Here is a 15,531-nt window from a genome sequence, read left to right as displayed (position 1 = left end):
CCATCCACACCTGGTACCAAGGAGATGATATGCAACACACGATGAAAAAGCTGGCAGGCGCAACGCTGGTTGCCGCTATGTCGCTTGCGGGGGCAGCGCACGCTCAGCAGGTCGAAGAAGTGAAGATTGGTTTCGCAGGCCCGATGACCGGTGCGCAGGCGCACTACGGCAAGGACTTCCAGAACGGCATCACGCTCGCGGTCGAAGACATGAACGCGACGAAGCCGACGATCGGCGGCAAGCCGGTTCGCTTCGTGCTTGATGTGGCCGACGATCAGGCCGACCCGCGCACGGGCACGACGGTCGCGCAGAAGCTCGTCGACGACGGCATCAAGGGCATGCTCGGCCACTTCAACTCGGGCACGACGATTCCGGCTTCGCGCATTTACGCGAACGCGGGCATTCCGCAGATCGCGATGGCAACCGCGCCCGAATACACGCAGCAGGGCTTCAAGACCACGTTCCGGATGATGACGTCCGATACGCAGCAAGGTTCGGTGGCCGGCACGTTCGCGGTCAAGAAGCTCGGCATGAAGAAGATCGCGATTGTCGACGACCGCACCGCCTACGGCCAGGGTCTCGCAGACCAGTTCGAGAAGGCCGCGAAAGCGTCGGGCGCCACGATCGTCGACCGTGAATACACGAACGACAAGGCCGTCGACTTCAAGTCGATCCTGACCAAGCTGAAGTCGATGAACCCGGACCTCATCTATTACGGCGGCGCCGATTCGCAGGCTGCGCCGATGGTCAAGCAGATGAAGACGCTCGGCATCAAGGCGCCGCTGATGGGCGGCGAAATGGTCCATACGCCGACCTTCCTGAGCGTGGCCGGCGATGCGGCGAATGGCACGGTGGCGTCGCTCGCGGGCCTGCCGCTCGAAGAAATGCCGGGCGGCAAGGACTATGTGGAGAAGTACAAGAAGCGCTTCAACGAAGACGTGCAGACGTACTCGCCGTACGCCTACGACGGCGCGATGGCGATGTTCGACGCGATGAAGAAGGCGAACTCGACCGATCCGGCGAAGTACCTGCCGGTGCTCGCGAAGACCAATATGCCGGCCGTGACGACGAAGGATCTCGCGTATGACAGCAAGGGCGACCTGAAGAACGGCGGCATCACGCTGTACAAGGTGGTCGACGGCAAGTGGACGACGCTCGAGAGCGTGGGCGGCAAGTAAGCCGGTCCGCTGCGTGCCGGTGCATGATTTGCGACTGTAACCGGTGAAGTAGTCGTAAGCAAAAAGCCCCGCGAGCGGAAACGCGCTCGCGGGGCTTTTTTTGCGCCATCGCCGCGCGCGGCGATCGGTGTCTGGAGCCGGCGGCTAGAACCGGTGAATCATCGCCACGCGGTACACGAGCTGATTCGGCGACGAAGACGCGCCCGGGGCGAGAAGACTCTGCGCATCGTCGAACTGCGTGCCCGTATGCGCGCTTTCGACGTGCTGATAGGCGCCCTGAATGTACACGGATGTGCGACCGCTCAAGTCGTAGTCGAGCATCAACGCGAGGCTGTGCCAGCGCGGAGCGAAGTCTCCCTCGGTGGACGACAGCTCGCCCCATGTGTACGTGTACGAGGCCGCGAGCCACAGGTCGGGCTTGAAGTAGTAGTCGCCGTTGACCTGAAGATTGTCGAAGCGCCAGCCTGTCCACGTGCCGCCGTTGGCGGGATTCTGATCGCCGCTCAGGAATGCGTTGTTGGTCGGATCGTCGATTTTCGTGTGCGAATACGCGAGGCCCAGTTGCAGGTTGCTGAACTTGTACGCGACGCCCGCATCGATGTTTTCCTGCGAAGACCCGCTGAACACGGCGTCGTCCGTTACCGCGCCGGACGTGCCGCTGCCCGGATGATCGATGCGCATATAAGCGGCTTCCGCGGTCAGGCCGCCATGCTGATACTGCCCCGCCGCGCTGTACATGCGGTTGTTCTGGAAGCCGCCCGCCGTATTGCTGAAGCCGTACATGGCTTCGCCGGTGAGGCCGCGGTAATTCGGCGTCGTGTACTTGACCGAGTTATTGACGCGGAAATCCCAATCGGCGTTGTCGTTGTCGAACGGCACGGCGCCGACGTCTCCGCCCCAGCTGCCCGCGGCGGTAATCGAGCTGAACAGGTCGATGGTCGGATCGTACTGACGCCCGAGCGTAAGCGTGCCGTAGCGGTCCGAGCTCAACCCGACATAAGCCTGGCGCCCGAATAGCCGACCTTCCTGGCCCAGCTGGCCGTTACTGCCATTGAAGCCGCCTTCGACGCGAAAGATAGCGGAAAGACCGGCGCCGAGGTCTTCGCTGCCCTTGAGTCCCCAGCGGTCGCCGGCGGTATCGCCGCTACGCAACTGAACGGCGGACCCCGATCCCGCGTTGTTCGTGAAATTGACGCCTTCGTCGATGAGGCCATACAGGGTCACGCTGTTTTGTGCGTGGGCCGCACCGCACAGCGTCATCAAGGGAAAGGCCAATACAGTCCATCTGAATCTCTTCATTGTGTGGGTTCTCAGCGTCGATTGACGAATCATGACTTTGGATGCCTAAGCATGTACCGTGGTTAGCACAGTCATCGCTACGACGATGTGCGCAATGAATGTGAAACCGTGTGCAGTCTAAGAAGCCAATTTCCGCTGAACGCAGCGCAATCGAAAACTGAGAATTTCAGGAAGTACCCAGAATGCGCGGCTCGCGACGGCGCTCCCTCATGCGACCGCGCGCAACGGCGACGCGGTGCCCGACAGGCCTGCGGGCGATTGCCGGAACTGCTCGACCGTGAAGTCGATGAAATTGCGAACCTTCGTGGTCAGATAGTTGCGGCCCGAGTAGACGATGGAGACGTAGCGGGTTCCGCCCGTGACCTCGTATTGAGGAAGCACGGTTTTCAGGGCGCCTGCCGCAAGGTCGCCGGCGACGAAATGATAGGGAAGCAGGGCGATGCCCATGCCGGCCAGCGCCGCGGCACGGACCATCGTGTAGCCGGTCGCGCTGAGCGGCCCGCTTGCCTCGATGCGCTGGACGCCGTCGGCACCGGAGAACTCCCAGACGCGCGACTGCTCCGAGAGCGTGAGCCGGTCGTGCTGGGCCAACTGAAGCGGAGAGGGCGGAATGCCGCGTTCGGCGAGATAAGCGGGTGACGCGACCGCGACCTCTCGCACGGCAATCAGCTTGCGGCTGACGAGCGATGCGTTGACCGGATGACGGTTGGTCGCAAAGCAGATATCGAAGCCGCCTTCGATCATGTCGATCTGCGTGTCGTAAGACGTCACCTCGAACTCGACGCGCGGATTGGCCAGGCGATAAGCGCGAAACAGCGGCGCGAGCTCGGTATTGGCAAAAGGAACCGGCGCGGCGATGCGCAGCATGCCGCTCGGATTGCGTGTCGCACGCAGAAGATCGGACTCGACCTGATCGAATTTTTCGATCACGGCGCGGCAACCTTCGAGGTACAGACGGCCGGTTTCGGTGAGCGAAAGACTGCGCGTCGAACGATTGAGGAGGCGCATGTTCAGATGCGCTTCGAGCATGCTGACGCTTCGCGTGACCGCCGCCGCGGACATGCCGAGCTGCCGCCCGGCGACGCTGAAGCTGCTCAGTTCGACGACGCGCATGAACACGCGCATGGCTTGTAGTTGGTTCATTTTGCAGGCCTTGCGAACGAAGTCGCGCTGGTGATCGCGGCAAAGATCGTAAGCCGCTCGTGCAGATGACACCGGACGCCTGCACGCGGCTTGTTCCCTAAACGTCAGCGATTATCGGGTCGCGCGAGACACGCCCATTTAAAAAGCCATGAAGCGAAGATGAAAAATAATTTAAACAGGCGCGCGTGCGCGCACGGCGGATCGTCGCGATCGCCTTAAATTTCTCTTCATGTTTGTGTTGGCGTAACGGAACCCTCGCGTCTCTATGCTGGATTCCACGGGCTCGCAAGGAAGCGGCGAAAGCGGCGGCGAAAGCAGCGGCGCCCGGCCCGATCCGGGTGAGCAGGTGAGCGAGGGCGTTGCCGCGCGACGGCGACTTTGGTTTCGATATGAAAGACGGGACGTGAATCGATATGAAACGACACATCATTGCGAATATATGGCGCGCCGCTGTCGGCGTGGCGGCCGCGGCGGCGCTATCGGGCTGCGCCGGCCTGCACGGACAGCCCAATGGTCCGGGCGACTGCGTCGGGCCGCCGGGCTTTTGCGACCCGTACTTCGGTGCGAACGCGCTCGGCCCCGACATGAAGCCGGCGTTCGTCTATGCGGCGCTCCGCGCCGTGCCGCAACAGACGCGCGCCGCCGCGTCCGGGCCGGTCTGAGCCATCCTGCGGCAACGCTGCGCCGCGTGCGCGCAGCGTTGCCGCATAATGAAGCCGCTCCCGACCGACAACGGCAACCAAACGATGAACGACACCAGGCAGACACGGCACGAAGCGCGGACCCGGGCCGCCGACATCCTGATCGGCCTCGTAAAAAGCCTGCCGTTTCGCGAACGCGTGCTCGAGGGCGGTCTCGTCGCATTGCAGGCGGTGTGCGGCGCGTGTCTCGCCTACGGTCTGTCGATTGCGCTGCATACGCAGCAGCCGTTCTGGGCTGCGATTACCGCGATCGCGGTTACGCAGCATAACTACGCGGATACGCGCAACCTGTCGCGCGACCAGTTTATCGGCGCGATGGCGGGCGGGCTGTTCGGCTTCGCCGGTGCATGGCTTGGCGCGGGCGCGCACGAACTGCTCGGCTATGCGACGACGGTCGCCGCGGTTATCGTCGCGTGCTGGTGCGTGAATGTAGGTAGCGCTGCGCGGCTCGGCGCAATCACCGCGACGATCGTGCTGCTCGTGCCGATGCAAGGACCGTTGTGGGATGTGCCGCTGTTCAGGCTCGTCCAGGTGGTGATCGGTACGCTGTCGACGCTTCTGGTCAGCTGGCTTTTCGGTTGGGGGCAGCGCACGCTTGTGCAGATGCGCGGCCCGCAATGAGCGCGAGGGGCGGCATTGGACGTCGCCGGATGTGGCTTGATATCGCTTGATATCGCCGCGTCGCGTCGTGCAGCCGTTCGATCATGGACGCCGAGCCAAGAGGGCCGCGCCTTCGATACGATCGAGCCATGCGGCGAAGGCGCCGCGCACGCACGGCCAATCTCGGCTGCCGGCTTCCTGATCGACACGAATAGCCCTTCCATTGCGGCTTATTGTGATCCTGATGTGAGAAGACCGGGGCTTGCCCCGGTCCTCATCGGTACTGCGTAGTCGCGACCAGGCCTCGGTCGCGCGGCCGGTCTTGCACGCAACTTATAGCGCGTGCTTGACGGCATTGGCGGAGTCCGTCAAATCTTTACCCGCCCCTGCTACCGTGTTGCAGCCCACCAGGGCCAGCAGGCCACCCATCAACAACGACAAAGCGATTAAGCGCTTAAACATACTCACCGACCTCCGACTTGTTTCATTAACCACGAATGTGAATCTACCGCTTTTCCTTACAATCAGGAACGGATCGATGCGCGGCGAGTATAAACGATGCGGGCGGTACCGGCGGACCTCGCGATTCGGGCCTTGGTGACGCGGTATCGCGAGCGGCTATAAGATCGTCAGGTTGCCCATTTCAACCGCTTTTCAACCGCTGCACGACGGGACAGAACATCGCATCATGATCCGCTATCTTCGCACCTTCGTCGTCGCGGCCGAGGCCGAGTCGTTTTCGGCGGCCGGCAACCGGCTCGGCTTGACGCAGTCGGCGGTCAGCACCCAGATACGACGGCTCGAGGACGAGCTCGGCTTTCCGCTATTCGACCGCAAGGCGAAGTCGGTCACGCTGTGCAGCGAGGGCCGTCATGCGCTCGAACAGGCGACGCAGATTCTCGATCTGTTCGACGGCATGAAACAGCAGCGCGGTTTTCCGGACCCGCGCGGCTTGAATATCGGCGCGATTTCGACGGTCCAGGCGAGCTTGCTGCCGAAGGCGTTGCAGCATTTCAGGCGCGCGCAGCCTGCCGCGTCGATCAATATCGCGCCTGGCGTATCGACCGACCTGCTCGCGAAAGTCGATTCGCACGAACTCGATCTCGCCGTGATGATCAAGCCGCGGCTCGGCTTGCCGCCGGACCTCAAATGGATTCCGCTGATTCGCGAGCGGTATGTGGGCATCGCGCCTAAAGGAACAGCGGGCGACCTCGGCGACGTGCTGCGCACGCAACCGTTTATCCGCTACGACCGCCGCTCGCCGGGCGGCCAGCTGGTCGACCGCTATCTGAAGCAACACGGGCTCGCGACGATGGACACGATGGAGCTCGACGAACCCTCGGTGATCCTGAACATGGTCAGCGAAGGGCTTGGCTGTTCGATCATTCCGGGCGATCTCGTTCCGGTCGGCAAAGCGCGCGGCATCAAGACGCTGCGCTTACCGGGCAGCCCGTTGATTCGCGAGATCGGCATTCTCGTGCGACTCGAAGTGTTCGACCGTCCTTCGACGCAAACCTTCGTCGACAGCCTCACCGTGCAGGCATCGAAAATCGGCAAGCGTTCAGGCCGGTCCGCCTGATGACCCCGGCCGGTCATGCGGTGTGATGCGCGGCGTGCGATAGCCGATTACGACCCTCTTCATCAGAAAGCGCCTTAGCCTTTCAGAACGGTTCCTGCAATACGCGAGGAACCATTCACTGGCTTCAAGGAAGGGTTCGCTGCAACCCGACGTTGAGGCGATCGACGCCCTAATGAAGAGGTAACGCGCAATGATGGTAGGACAAGCTTCGCAACACTCGTATCAGGAAATCAATGTGGAGCCCAACGCGGCTCCCTCCGGCGACTCGACCGGAGCGCCGAAAAACATTCTTGGCGGCTTCGGCGAGGTGGCGAAAGGGCTTCACGCGACTGCCGAAACGCTCATTTCGGCAAGCGGGCTCGGGCCGATCTTCCAGACGTTCGACAAGCCGGTTATCCACCCTCTGCTGTGGAGTCCGATCGCGAAATTGACGGGCGTCGATGTCGATTCTCACCCGCCTGGCATCGAATAAAAGTCGCAGTTGCGGACCGCGCAGCAGCGCGCCGATTCGCGCGACCGACATCACGAGCTATCTAATTTTCTTAGGCTAAGCCCCGTAAATTTCCGTTTTACACGCAAATTCCCTCGTTCCTATACTGGCTTTCAACTTCGATCGCGACGCGAGCCTCAAGGAGACGAGGTCCGTGCAGTCGTCCGGTCGACTGCCTAAGTGAGGATCTCGGTGGATTTGCAACTGAATGGCAAGGTGGCGCTCGTACTCGGCGCCGGCGGCGGTTTGGGCGGCGCGATTGCGCGTGCGCTTGCCGCTGAGGGTGTGCGCGTCGCGGTGGCCGATGTCGATCTGGCCGCTGCGGAAAAGACCACGCACGCGATCGACGATGCTGGCGGCCGCGCGCTGTCCGTGCAATGGGACCTCGCCGATCTCGCGAGCATCGATGGGCATGTGAGCAAGATCGAAAGCGAACTCGGCCCTGTCGATATCCTCGTGAACAACACGGGCGGGCCGCCGCCGACACCGGCGAGCGGGCAGGATCCGGCGCTGTGGCGCAAGCACTTCGACAGCATGGTGCTGTCCGTGGTCGCGATTACGGACCGCGTGCTGCCGGGCATGAAGAGCCGCAAATTCGGCCGGATTATCACGAGCACGTCGTCGGGCGTGGTCGCGCCGATTCCGAATCTCGGTCTTTCGAATGCGCTGCGGCTGTCGCTGGTCGGCTGGTCGAAGACGCTGGCGAAAGAGGTCGGCCGCGACGGCGTGACCTGCAACATCGTATTGCCGGGACGCATTGCAACCGATCGCATCCGCTTCCTCGACGAAGCGAAAGCGAAGCGCGAAGGCCGGCCGGTTGAAGACGTGTCGGCCGAAAGCACCGCATCGATTCCGGTGGGCCGCTATGGCGAGCCGCGCGAATACGGCGACATGGTGACGTTTCTCGCGAGTCCGCGCGCGTCGTATATCACCGGCTCGACGATCCGCATCGACGGCGGACTGATCGCGAGCGTCTGATTTCCTTCTTCAAGCAACCCTTCTCGAACCTCGACCTATGACTACCGAATTCAAGCCTCTCGATGCAGGCGTGATCTCCGCGCTCGCGGGCGTGTCGACTGCCACGCTGACGACGGTGCTGCTCAAGCACGGGCTGCGCAATGTGTGGCTGCGCGGCACGCGGCCGATCGCACCGGGCCAGCCGCGACTCGTTGGACGCGCCTTCACGCTGCGCTTCGTGCCGGCTCGCGAGGACCTTGCGACGCCGGCCTCGTGGGGTTCGCCGATTTCGACGCGTGCCGCGATCGAAGCGATGCCCGAGGGCTGCATCGCGGTGGTCGATGCGATGGGCGTGACCGATGCAGGTATTTTCGGCGACATCCTGTGCTCGCGCATGCACAAGCGCGGCGTGGCGGGGCTGGTGACGGACGGCGTGGTGCGCGACGTGGAAGGCGTGTTGCAGAGCCAGCTGCCCGTGTGGTGCCAGGGGACTGCGGCGCCGCCATCGGTGGCGAGCCTGACGTTCGTCGGCTGGCAGGAGCCGATTGCGTGCGGCGGCGTGGCGGTATTCCCGAACGACGTGATCGTGATCGATCAGGACGGCGCGGTGGTGGTTCCCGCTGCGATGGTGAACGAGGTGGTGGCGGCATCGGTCGAACAGGAGCAGCTCGAGGGCTGGATCATGAATGAAGTGGCTAACGGTGCGTCGCTGCCGGGCCTGTATCCGCCGAACGAGGCCAACAAGGCGCGCTATGCCGAGTGGGCGAAGAAGAGCGGCGGCTCGAAAGGCTAAGTATCGATTGCCTGGCCTGTTGCTGGTTGTCGTTGTAGCGCCAGTCGTGACGCCTGTCGTCACGCTGGCGGTATCGGAATACATCTGAGCGCATTGCAAAAACCAAAAACGAAGCAATGCGCGGAGGGGACACACATGACTCAGGACGTACGCGAGAGCGCGGACGACTTCGCTCGTCTGCGCGCGGAAGACCGGCGCTATGCAGCCGCCGCCGATATGAAAACGAGCTCGCGGCTGTGGGGCATTTTCAGCGGATCGATAGGGAACCTGATCGAGTATTACGACTGGTTCGTTTATGTCGGGCTCGAGATTTATTTTTCTAAAGCGTTCTTTCCGTCCGGCGATGCGACGGTCTCGCTGTTAAGGACCGCCGCGGTTTTTGCGATCGGGTTTCTGGTGCGGCCGATCGGCGGCTGGGTGCTGGGGATTTACGCCGACAAGCACGGCCGACGTGCGGCGCTGCTGCTATCGGTTTCGATGATGTGCTTCGGTTCGCTGATGATCGCGCTTACACCAGGGTATCAGACGATCGGGATTGCCGCGCCGCTTATTCTGCTGCTCGCGCGGATTCTGCAGGGCTTGAGCATTGGCGGCGAGGGCGGCAGCGCGGCCGCGTATCTGAGTGAGACTGCGCCGAAAGGCAGCCGCGGTTTCTATTCGAGTTTCCTCTATACGACCATTTCGCTCGGGCAACTGCTTGCGATGGCCACGCTCGTGCTGTTGCAGCAGTTGTTTTTGACGGCGGAGCAACTGCAGAGCTGGGGATGGCGAATTCCGTTTCTGATTGGCGCATTGATTTCCGTGGTCGGCATTCTGTTGCGGCGGAATATGCAGGAAACGGAATCGTTTCGGAAGCACGCTAAAAAGGCGAAGAAGGTCAGCGCGATTCGCGAGGCGCTGCGGCATAAGAAGGCGTGCTGGATGGTGTTTGGGCTGACGCTTGGCGGGTCGGTGGGGAACTACGCGTTTGCGGCTTATATGCAGAAGTTTCTCGTGAATAGTGCGGGAATGGCCAAGAGCACGGCGAGCCTGATTTCGGTGTTGTCGCTGGTTGGCTTTACCGTGTTGCAGCCGGTTTATGGCGCGTTGTCGGATCGGATTGGGCGCAAGCCGTTGCTGCTCACGTTCGGCATTCTCGGGACGTTCGGGACGGTGCCGCTGTTCACATTTCTCAAGGGCACACAAAGTCCTTACGTCGCGTTCGTGGCGGTGATGGCTGCGCTGGCTGCGGTGGCGATGTATTCGTCGGTGAGCACGATTACCAAGGCGGAACTGTTTCCGGTTGAAGTGCGCACGTTCGGGCTGGCGGTGCCGTATGCGATCAGCGTCTCCGTGTTTAGCGGAACGGTGGAGTACATCGCGCTGTGGACGCGCAAGGAAGGACACGAGAACTGGTTCTTCTGGTACGTGTCGGCTTGTATCTGCGCTTCGTTGATTACCTATCTGTTGATGCCGGAGACGAAGAAGACTTCGTTGATCGATCGGGATTGATTGCTCGCTTCGGCGTTGATGGCGATGCGGTGCGCCTCGTCGTCGTATCGCTAGAGCTGCGCGCTGTCCCGTCCGTTGAAATAGCGGTTGAATGCGTAATCGCTGGAGCCACGTCGAAGCGATCGAAATTCGAGCCTTTGCAAATTACGACAATCCAGGTTTTGGACGATGATAAAAGCCCCTCACCAAGTTTTGGGAGGGCGACGTGTCGGACATATTTGTCAAAGTTCCTAAGGTCGTGCTCTCCATGCGAAAGGCAGGCGGTGTGCCGGTCGATTTTCTGAAAATCACAGTGAGGAATGTGATTATTACGTCTGTCGAGCCGATCATCGTTGGCGCGAGCTATTGCGAACACGTCGGACTATCCTTCTCGCGTGTGCAGCAGGAATACACGTTGCAAAATCCACGCGGGGGAAATGCGGGGACCATCGCCGCCAGCTTCGACATCAACGAGAATGCCGAGCGATGAAACGCACAAACCATTTCGCGCTGGCGATAGGGGTGTGCGCATCCGTCGCGGCAGCGATCTCCATTTATTTGGCCATTGATTTTCAACTGTCATCGGTCACGACCGCTGGCACGGTACTTCGCTTGAATGCCGGGGGACATCACCCTCAGATAGCTTTTACCGCGAACGATGGGCGGCGTTATGAGCGGCCAACCGGGACAACGCGGTCCTTCGAAGCTGGTCAGACAATTCTGATTCGATATCGTCCAACTGACCCCGGCGCCACGGCCATGATCGACAGCACTGTCGATTTGTGGAAATGGCCTCTTTTCGTCTCCTTTCTCGCGGCCGCTTTCGTCGTTACCGGGTTACGCGGCGAGTCCTTCGAGAACTGGAGGAATCATTGAAGGTTCTGAGACGGAGTAAATGGCAATTCAACACGAGTGCTGGCGCGGCGATTGGCTACGGTACTTTCAGTTCAGAAGGCGGTATGGCGGCGATTGATGATGCGTCTGGGCATTCTCATGAATACATCAACTCAAATACCGCGGGCCCTATGCCCACGGTTAGCGAAGAAAGGCGCGCTGCAGTTTCAATTCGGGCGAAAAGCAAGGGAATCCGGCGCTTACTCATCGAATCGGTTGCGCCAGGGATCGATAGACTGCTTCCCTAAGTCAGCACGTCCAGCGCGTCCGGGAGACGACGCGCGGTCGTGCTTTTGCCACATCGGGTCGACCTGCGATGGGTTTGCAGCTGGCGCTTCACAGCGACGTTGCGCGGACGTCCGACCCGGTCGCCCATCCTTTGTGACCCATGAAGCCGATCCGATTAGTCTGTGGCACGCGCAGCACCCGGCAGCAGTTCTCGACCGAGACTGCGCTGGGACGCTCGCTGAAGCTCTACAACCATAATGCGCAGCAAGCGCAGTTGCATCTGTTCGACAGCAACAGTCGCGGGCTATCCACGATCTATAACGAAGCGATTCGGTACGCCGAGCAGCAACCGGCCATTCTGGTGTTTATTCACGATGACATCTGGTTGCAGGACTTCTTCTGGCTCGAGCGGATTCATGAAGCGCTGGGGCGCTTCGATGTGGTGGGGCTTGCGGGCAACACGCGCCGCGTGCCGCGACAGCCGGCTTGGGCGTTTGTGACGGCTGACTTCAAATGGGACGAGCGCCAGTTTCTGAGCGGGACGGTTGGGCATGGCAAGGGGTTTCCTTGCGAGAACGTGTCTTCGTTCGGGCCTGCGGGGCAGGAGTGCAAGCTGCTCGATGGGCTCATGCTGGTTGCCGATAGCGCGAAGCTGGTTCAAACCGGGCTGCGCTTTGACGATCAATTCAAGTTCCACTTCTATGACATGGACTTCTGCCGTCAGGCGGAATTGAAAGGGCTGAGGATGGGGACCTGGCCGCTTTCGGTTGTGCATGAAAGCGGTGGGGCGTTTGGGACGCCGAGTTGGCGTGAAGGGTATGAGCGGTATTTGCGGAAGTATGAGGAGTAGCGACCGGGAACGAGGCGGCATTGCACGCCGCCTCGAATACAGGATTCACTTGATCAGATGCATGTGGATTGTGTAATCGCGCTGCGCGTTAGCAATGTCATCGAGAAACGATTGCAGCGGATCGTATTGATGTGCGCGCGGCGCCGGAACCACCGGCGCATCCGGCCCGCCATCGATTGCCCGCGAAAGCGCCTCAACCGTATGAAACTGTTCGAAATGCCGTCTCGCATCGTCTGATTCGCGTTGAAGCTGGGCGGGTGTCAAGCCGCGCAGGTGTTCTAACAGTTCTTCGATGCGAATCCAGTGGAATGCGCCCGGATAGTACAGATCCACTCCACCGAGGAACGACGAGCGATAGCACGGGTGACCAATCACCGGCGTAGCGGAACCCATCGCCTCGATCAGTGCCTTGCCCCCGCCTTGCGGGAAGGACGCGATCACGACGTCGATCCCTAGCGACTGAAACGCCTTCCATACGCTGCGCACCCACGGTATATGCACGAAACGTTGCGGCGGGATGCCGAGCGAGATCAGCGCATTTCTGAGCCGCTGCGATCGCCACCGGATCGTTGTGGTGATTCATCAGGATCAGCTTGCGCGGACGAAGCGCGCGCAAGCGGTTCAACGTCCAGTCGAGCTTGCCGGCCAGACCGCCTTTCGGTGCGACCTCGCTTATCACGGCCTTGCCGAAGCGTTCGCCGATAACGGAGAGATCAGCCGTGTTCAGCGCGTCGGTGAGCATGAGGACGGTGCGCGGTCCGAAGCGTTTGGTCTTGAGCAGGTCTTCGATCACGGCGGTGTGGCCGCCGATACGATAAACCTTGGTGGCGAGGATCACGCAATCCGCACGCGGTTCCTTGGCGGGCTTGTTGTTTGCCTGAAGCGCTGCGAGGCGGTCTTCGCCGACTTGCGTGCAGCAGCGGTCGAGTGTTGCGTCGGCAAACAGGGGACCGGCCTAGATTGCCGATATTCGACAGTGTGTGGCGCGGCGCTAATCGCTAAGGCAAACGAATGAAGATTTGGAGAGATGTTGTCTTAGTTATTCAAATGTCTTGAGCAGAACATTCGGATCCTTCCCATCTTCGGTAGCTGGTTTGCATTATCCAAAACTATCGGGGAAAATTGATTGGATCGCTAATCAATTAGAACGTAGTCCCGGCAAGGGATGAACTTCGCGATAAGAGAGGAGAGGAAGGAGAAGAAGCGCGGGCCGAATGGGCGGCAACCCAAACGACCCGCTAACCACAACCAACTCACAGGAGAGTTGACCATGGCTGAACGCAATCATAAAACAGAGAACGGAACTTCGGTTCGCTACTTGACCGTGTCTAGACTACGCCAGCCGTTTAATCGGCCTAAGCATTGGCCGTCCTGGAAGAGCAGCTACGAGGACTATCCGCCTGTGCCCTGGATTCGTCTTTCGGGGCGCTGGCTGAATGAGGCGGGGTTTGATATTTCTGGGAAGGTTCGGGTGGAAGTGGAGAAGGGGAGGCTTGTTATAACGCCTGCTTGATTTAGAGTGTTAGGGCCGGGGAGGTAGGCTCTCCGGTCCGCAGTGATGCTACGTTGACCGTCACTTTGGCATTTTCCACGAAGCGGGGCACATTCGAACGACTGCCGAGCAACGGTCTGGGTTACCTCACGCTACGAATCTCGGCTTGAAGTAGTTGCCCTTTTTTCATATTCCACCATCGTTCCGGACGTTTTGTGCTCTTGTTGCGTCTGGACTAATCGCAAGTCTGCCGCTTTTCCGCTACATGGAGCATAAGGCGGTGTTTCGGACGACGCTGGAAATGAAAAAAGCCTCGGCATTTGCCTTAGGGCCTGGATTTACGTACCACTTCGAATTTTGGCGCGCCCGGCTGGGATCGAACCAGCAACCCCTGCCTTCGGAGGGCAGTACTCTATCCATTGAGCTACGGGCGCGTATCGGGAGGGATGCTGCGCAGGCGCTGAGAACCGAAAGACCCGGAAAAAACCGGAACAAACGAGAAAAACCAAACAAAACCAGCGCCAGGCAAGTCCGAAAGCATACCTTGTTTCCCCTGACCCGTCCACCGCGTCAGCCGCGCGGCGCCTATCCGCCCTGCATCGAACTCCCCCCAAACCCACCCCAAATCGCGCAACAAACAACCCAAAACTGCGGGTAAACGCCTGCTGAACACCCCCGCCGCACGCTCGCCCGCGCCGAAACCTTCCGCTTATAATCGACCGTGGCCTGATCAACAATAACAGTCGTTGCCGTCGCGCTGTACCGCTCACAATTCACGGGAGACGAGACAAGCATGAGCGAAGCACCACACGGAGCCCCGATCAAAACCCCCGGGCAGCTGATTGCCGCAGTCATCGCCAGCTTTGCCATCCCCATTATCGTCATCGTTCTGCTCGCTCATTACGTCGACAGTTCGACCCGCACCGGCGCCGGTACCGACGGCCTGTCCGACGCGGAAGTGGCCAAGCGCATCGCCCCCATCGCGCAAGTCGAGATCCGCGACGCGAACGCGCCGCGCACCTACAAGACCGGCGAAGAGGTCTACAAGGCCGTCTGCTCGGCCTGTCACGCGACCGGCGCCGCCGGCGCCCCCAAATTCACCAATACCGCCGACTGGGCCCCGCGTATCGCCCAAGGCTTCGACACGCTCTGGCACACCGCGCTGACCGGCAAAGGCGCCATGCCCCCGCGCGGCGGCACCAGCCCCGACGACTACAGCGACTACGAAATCGGCCGCGCCGTCGCCTACATGGCCAACAACGCCGGCGCCCATTTCGAAGACCCGCCCAAGCCCGTGCCCGGCGCGCCCGCAGCGGGCGCGTCGTCCGCTGCCGCGCCCGCCGGTGCGGCCGGTGCCTCCGGCGCCGTCGCCGCTGCCGATCAGGGCGCAGCCGCCTCCGAACCGGGCGCCGCACAAGCGGCCGCCGCCGTCGCGGCCCTCGCCAACGTGCCGCAAACGGCCGCGGGCGGCGGTCAGCAAACCGCCGCGGATTCGGCCCAGGCCGGCAAGGCGCTGTACCAGCAAGTTTGCCAGGCGTGTCACGCGGCCGGCGTGCTGAACGCGCCGAAGTTCGGCGATAAAGCCGCATGGGCGCCGCGCCTGAAAGACCCGATCGACACGATCTACAACTACGCATTGCACGGCAAAGGCGCCATGCCGCCGAAAGGCGGTTCGAACGCGTCCGACGCGGATGTCAAAGCGGCCGTCGACTATATGCTCAACGCGGCCAAATAGGCGTCACCGAACCCGGACCCGGACGCGCGCGGTCCGGAACCGGCCTCGGGCGCCCCGGTCCAGCGTCACCAAACCGGGACAAAAAAAATCCCTGCGAACAAAAGGCAATCAACGCCTCTTTC

Annotated in this window: 17 protein-coding genes and 1 tRNA gene; 14 read left to right on the top strand and 4 right to left on the bottom strand. The window is 61.2% G+C overall.

Going from position 1 to position 15,531, the window contains the following annotated elements:
• Positions 1-29: 29 nt before the first annotated feature.
• Entirely contained in the window at positions 30-1,178 is a 1,149-nt protein-coding gene (locus BTO02_RS00435; RefSeq protein ID WP_075155339.1) for a branched-chain amino acid ABC transporter substrate-binding protein, read from the top strand.
• A 144-nt stretch (positions 1,179-1,322) separates the two neighbouring features.
• On the opposite strand, the gene BTO02_RS00430 is transcribed toward BTO02_RS00435, so the two are convergent.
• Both BTO02_RS00430 and BTO02_RS00425 read right to left on the bottom strand, forming a co-directional pair.
• A complete protein-coding gene (locus BTO02_RS00430; protein ID WP_075155338.1) occupies positions 1,323-2,477 on the bottom strand; it encodes a porin in 1,155 nt (384 codons plus the stop codon).
• A gap of 207 nt (positions 2,478-2,684) precedes the next feature.
• The gene (locus BTO02_RS00425; RefSeq protein WP_075155337.1) at positions 2,685-3,620 is read right to left on the bottom strand and encodes a LysR family transcriptional regulator; all 936 of its coding nucleotides are present in this window, start codon (positions 3,618-3,620) and stop codon (positions 2,685-2,687) included.
• Positions 3,621-4,033: 413 nt separating this feature from the next.
• On the opposite strand from BTO02_RS00425, the gene BTO02_RS00420 reads away from it, so the two are divergent.
• The 10 genes from BTO02_RS00420 to BTO02_RS00375 all read left to right on the top strand — a co-directional run bounded on the left by BTO02_RS00420 (position 4,034) and on the right by BTO02_RS00375 (position 12,182).
• A complete protein-coding gene (locus BTO02_RS00420) occupies positions 4,034-4,282 on the top strand; it encodes a hypothetical protein (RefSeq protein ID WP_075155336.1) in 249 nt (82 codons plus the stop codon).
• 84 nt (positions 4,283-4,366) lie between these two features.
• A complete protein-coding gene (locus BTO02_RS00415; RefSeq protein ID WP_075158487.1) occupies positions 4,367-4,942 on the top strand; it encodes an FUSC family protein in 576 nt (191 codons plus the stop codon).
• Between the two features lie 667 nt (positions 4,943-5,609).
• Positions 5,610-6,500: a LysR family transcriptional regulator gene (locus BTO02_RS00410; protein WP_075155335.1), complete on the top strand. Its 891-nt coding sequence runs from the start codon at positions 5,610-5,612 to the stop codon at positions 6,498-6,500.
• A gap of 190 nt (positions 6,501-6,690) precedes the next feature.
• On the top strand, positions 6,691-6,972 hold the full coding sequence (locus tag BTO02_RS00405) for a hypothetical protein (RefSeq protein ID WP_156883725.1): 282 nt from the start codon (positions 6,691-6,693) through the stop codon (positions 6,970-6,972).
• Positions 6,973-7,182: 210 nt separating this feature from the next.
• Entirely contained in the window at positions 7,183-7,968 is a 786-nt protein-coding gene (locus tag BTO02_RS00400) for an SDR family oxidoreductase (protein ID WP_075155333.1), read from the top strand.
• 37 nt (positions 7,969-8,005) lie between these two features.
• Entirely contained in the window at positions 8,006-8,740 is a 735-nt protein-coding gene (locus BTO02_RS00395) for a ribonuclease activity regulator RraA (RefSeq protein ID WP_075155332.1), read from the top strand.
• A gap of 216 nt (positions 8,741-8,956) precedes the next feature.
• Positions 8,957-10,231, top strand: coding sequence for an MFS transporter (locus BTO02_RS00390; RefSeq protein WP_075158486.1), 1,275 nt, complete (start codon positions 8,957-8,959; stop codon positions 10,229-10,231).
• 205 nt (positions 10,232-10,436) lie between these two features.
• Positions 10,437-10,700 carry a type VI secretion system tube protein Hcp gene (locus BTO02_RS00385; RefSeq protein ID WP_156883724.1) on the top strand — a complete coding sequence of 88 codons (264 nt, stop codon included), beginning with the start codon at positions 10,437-10,439 and terminating at the stop codon, positions 10,698-10,700.
• The gene (locus tag BTO02_RS00380) at positions 10,697-11,086 is read left to right on the top strand and encodes a DUF3592 domain-containing protein (RefSeq protein WP_075155330.1); all 390 of its coding nucleotides are present in this window, start codon (positions 10,697-10,699) and stop codon (positions 11,084-11,086) included. The genes BTO02_RS00385 and BTO02_RS00380 overlap by 4 nt, the downstream gene beginning before the upstream one ends.
• Before the next feature lie 406 nt (positions 11,087-11,492).
• Entirely contained in the window at positions 11,493-12,182 is a 690-nt protein-coding gene (locus tag BTO02_RS00375; protein WP_075155329.1) for a glycosyltransferase, read from the top strand.
• A 45-nt stretch (positions 12,183-12,227) separates the two neighbouring features.
• Here BTO02_RS00375 and BTO02_RS00370 read toward each other — a convergent pair whose 3' ends face one another.
• Positions 12,228-12,683, bottom strand: a complete 456-nt coding sequence (locus tag BTO02_RS00370; RefSeq protein ID WP_156883723.1) for a glycosyltransferase — start codon at positions 12,681-12,683, stop codon at positions 12,228-12,230.
• Between the two features lie 16 nt (positions 12,684-12,699).
• On the opposite strand from BTO02_RS00370, the gene BTO02_RS00365 reads away from it, so the two are divergent.
• Complete coding sequence (locus BTO02_RS00365) at positions 12,700-13,197, top strand: hypothetical protein (protein ID WP_075155327.1); 498 nt, start codon at positions 12,700-12,702, stop codon at positions 13,195-13,197.
• 150 nt (positions 13,198-13,347) lie between these two features.
• The gene (locus tag BTO02_RS35595) at positions 13,348-13,695 is read left to right on the top strand and encodes a SymE family type I addiction module toxin (RefSeq protein WP_083614936.1); all 348 of its coding nucleotides are present in this window, start codon (positions 13,348-13,350) and stop codon (positions 13,693-13,695) included.
• Between the two features lie 337 nt (positions 13,696-14,032).
• On the opposite strand, the gene BTO02_RS00355 is transcribed toward BTO02_RS35595, so the two are convergent.
• Positions 14,033-14,108 (bottom strand) — tRNA-Arg (locus BTO02_RS00355).
• 359 nt (positions 14,109-14,467) lie between these two features.
• On the opposite strand from BTO02_RS00355, the gene BTO02_RS00350 reads away from it, so the two are divergent.
• Positions 14,468-15,409: a c-type cytochrome gene (locus tag BTO02_RS00350; protein ID WP_075155326.1), complete on the top strand. Its 942-nt coding sequence runs from the start codon at positions 14,468-14,470 to the stop codon at positions 15,407-15,409.
• Positions 15,410-15,531: the final 122 nt, after the last annotated feature.

It is taken from the genome of Paraburkholderia sp. SOS3, assembly GCF_001922345.1.
In the GTDB taxonomy this organism is placed as follows: Bacteria; Pseudomonadota; Gammaproteobacteria; order Burkholderiales; family Burkholderiaceae; genus Paraburkholderia.
This window is presented reverse-complemented; position numbering and strand designations above follow the sequence as displayed.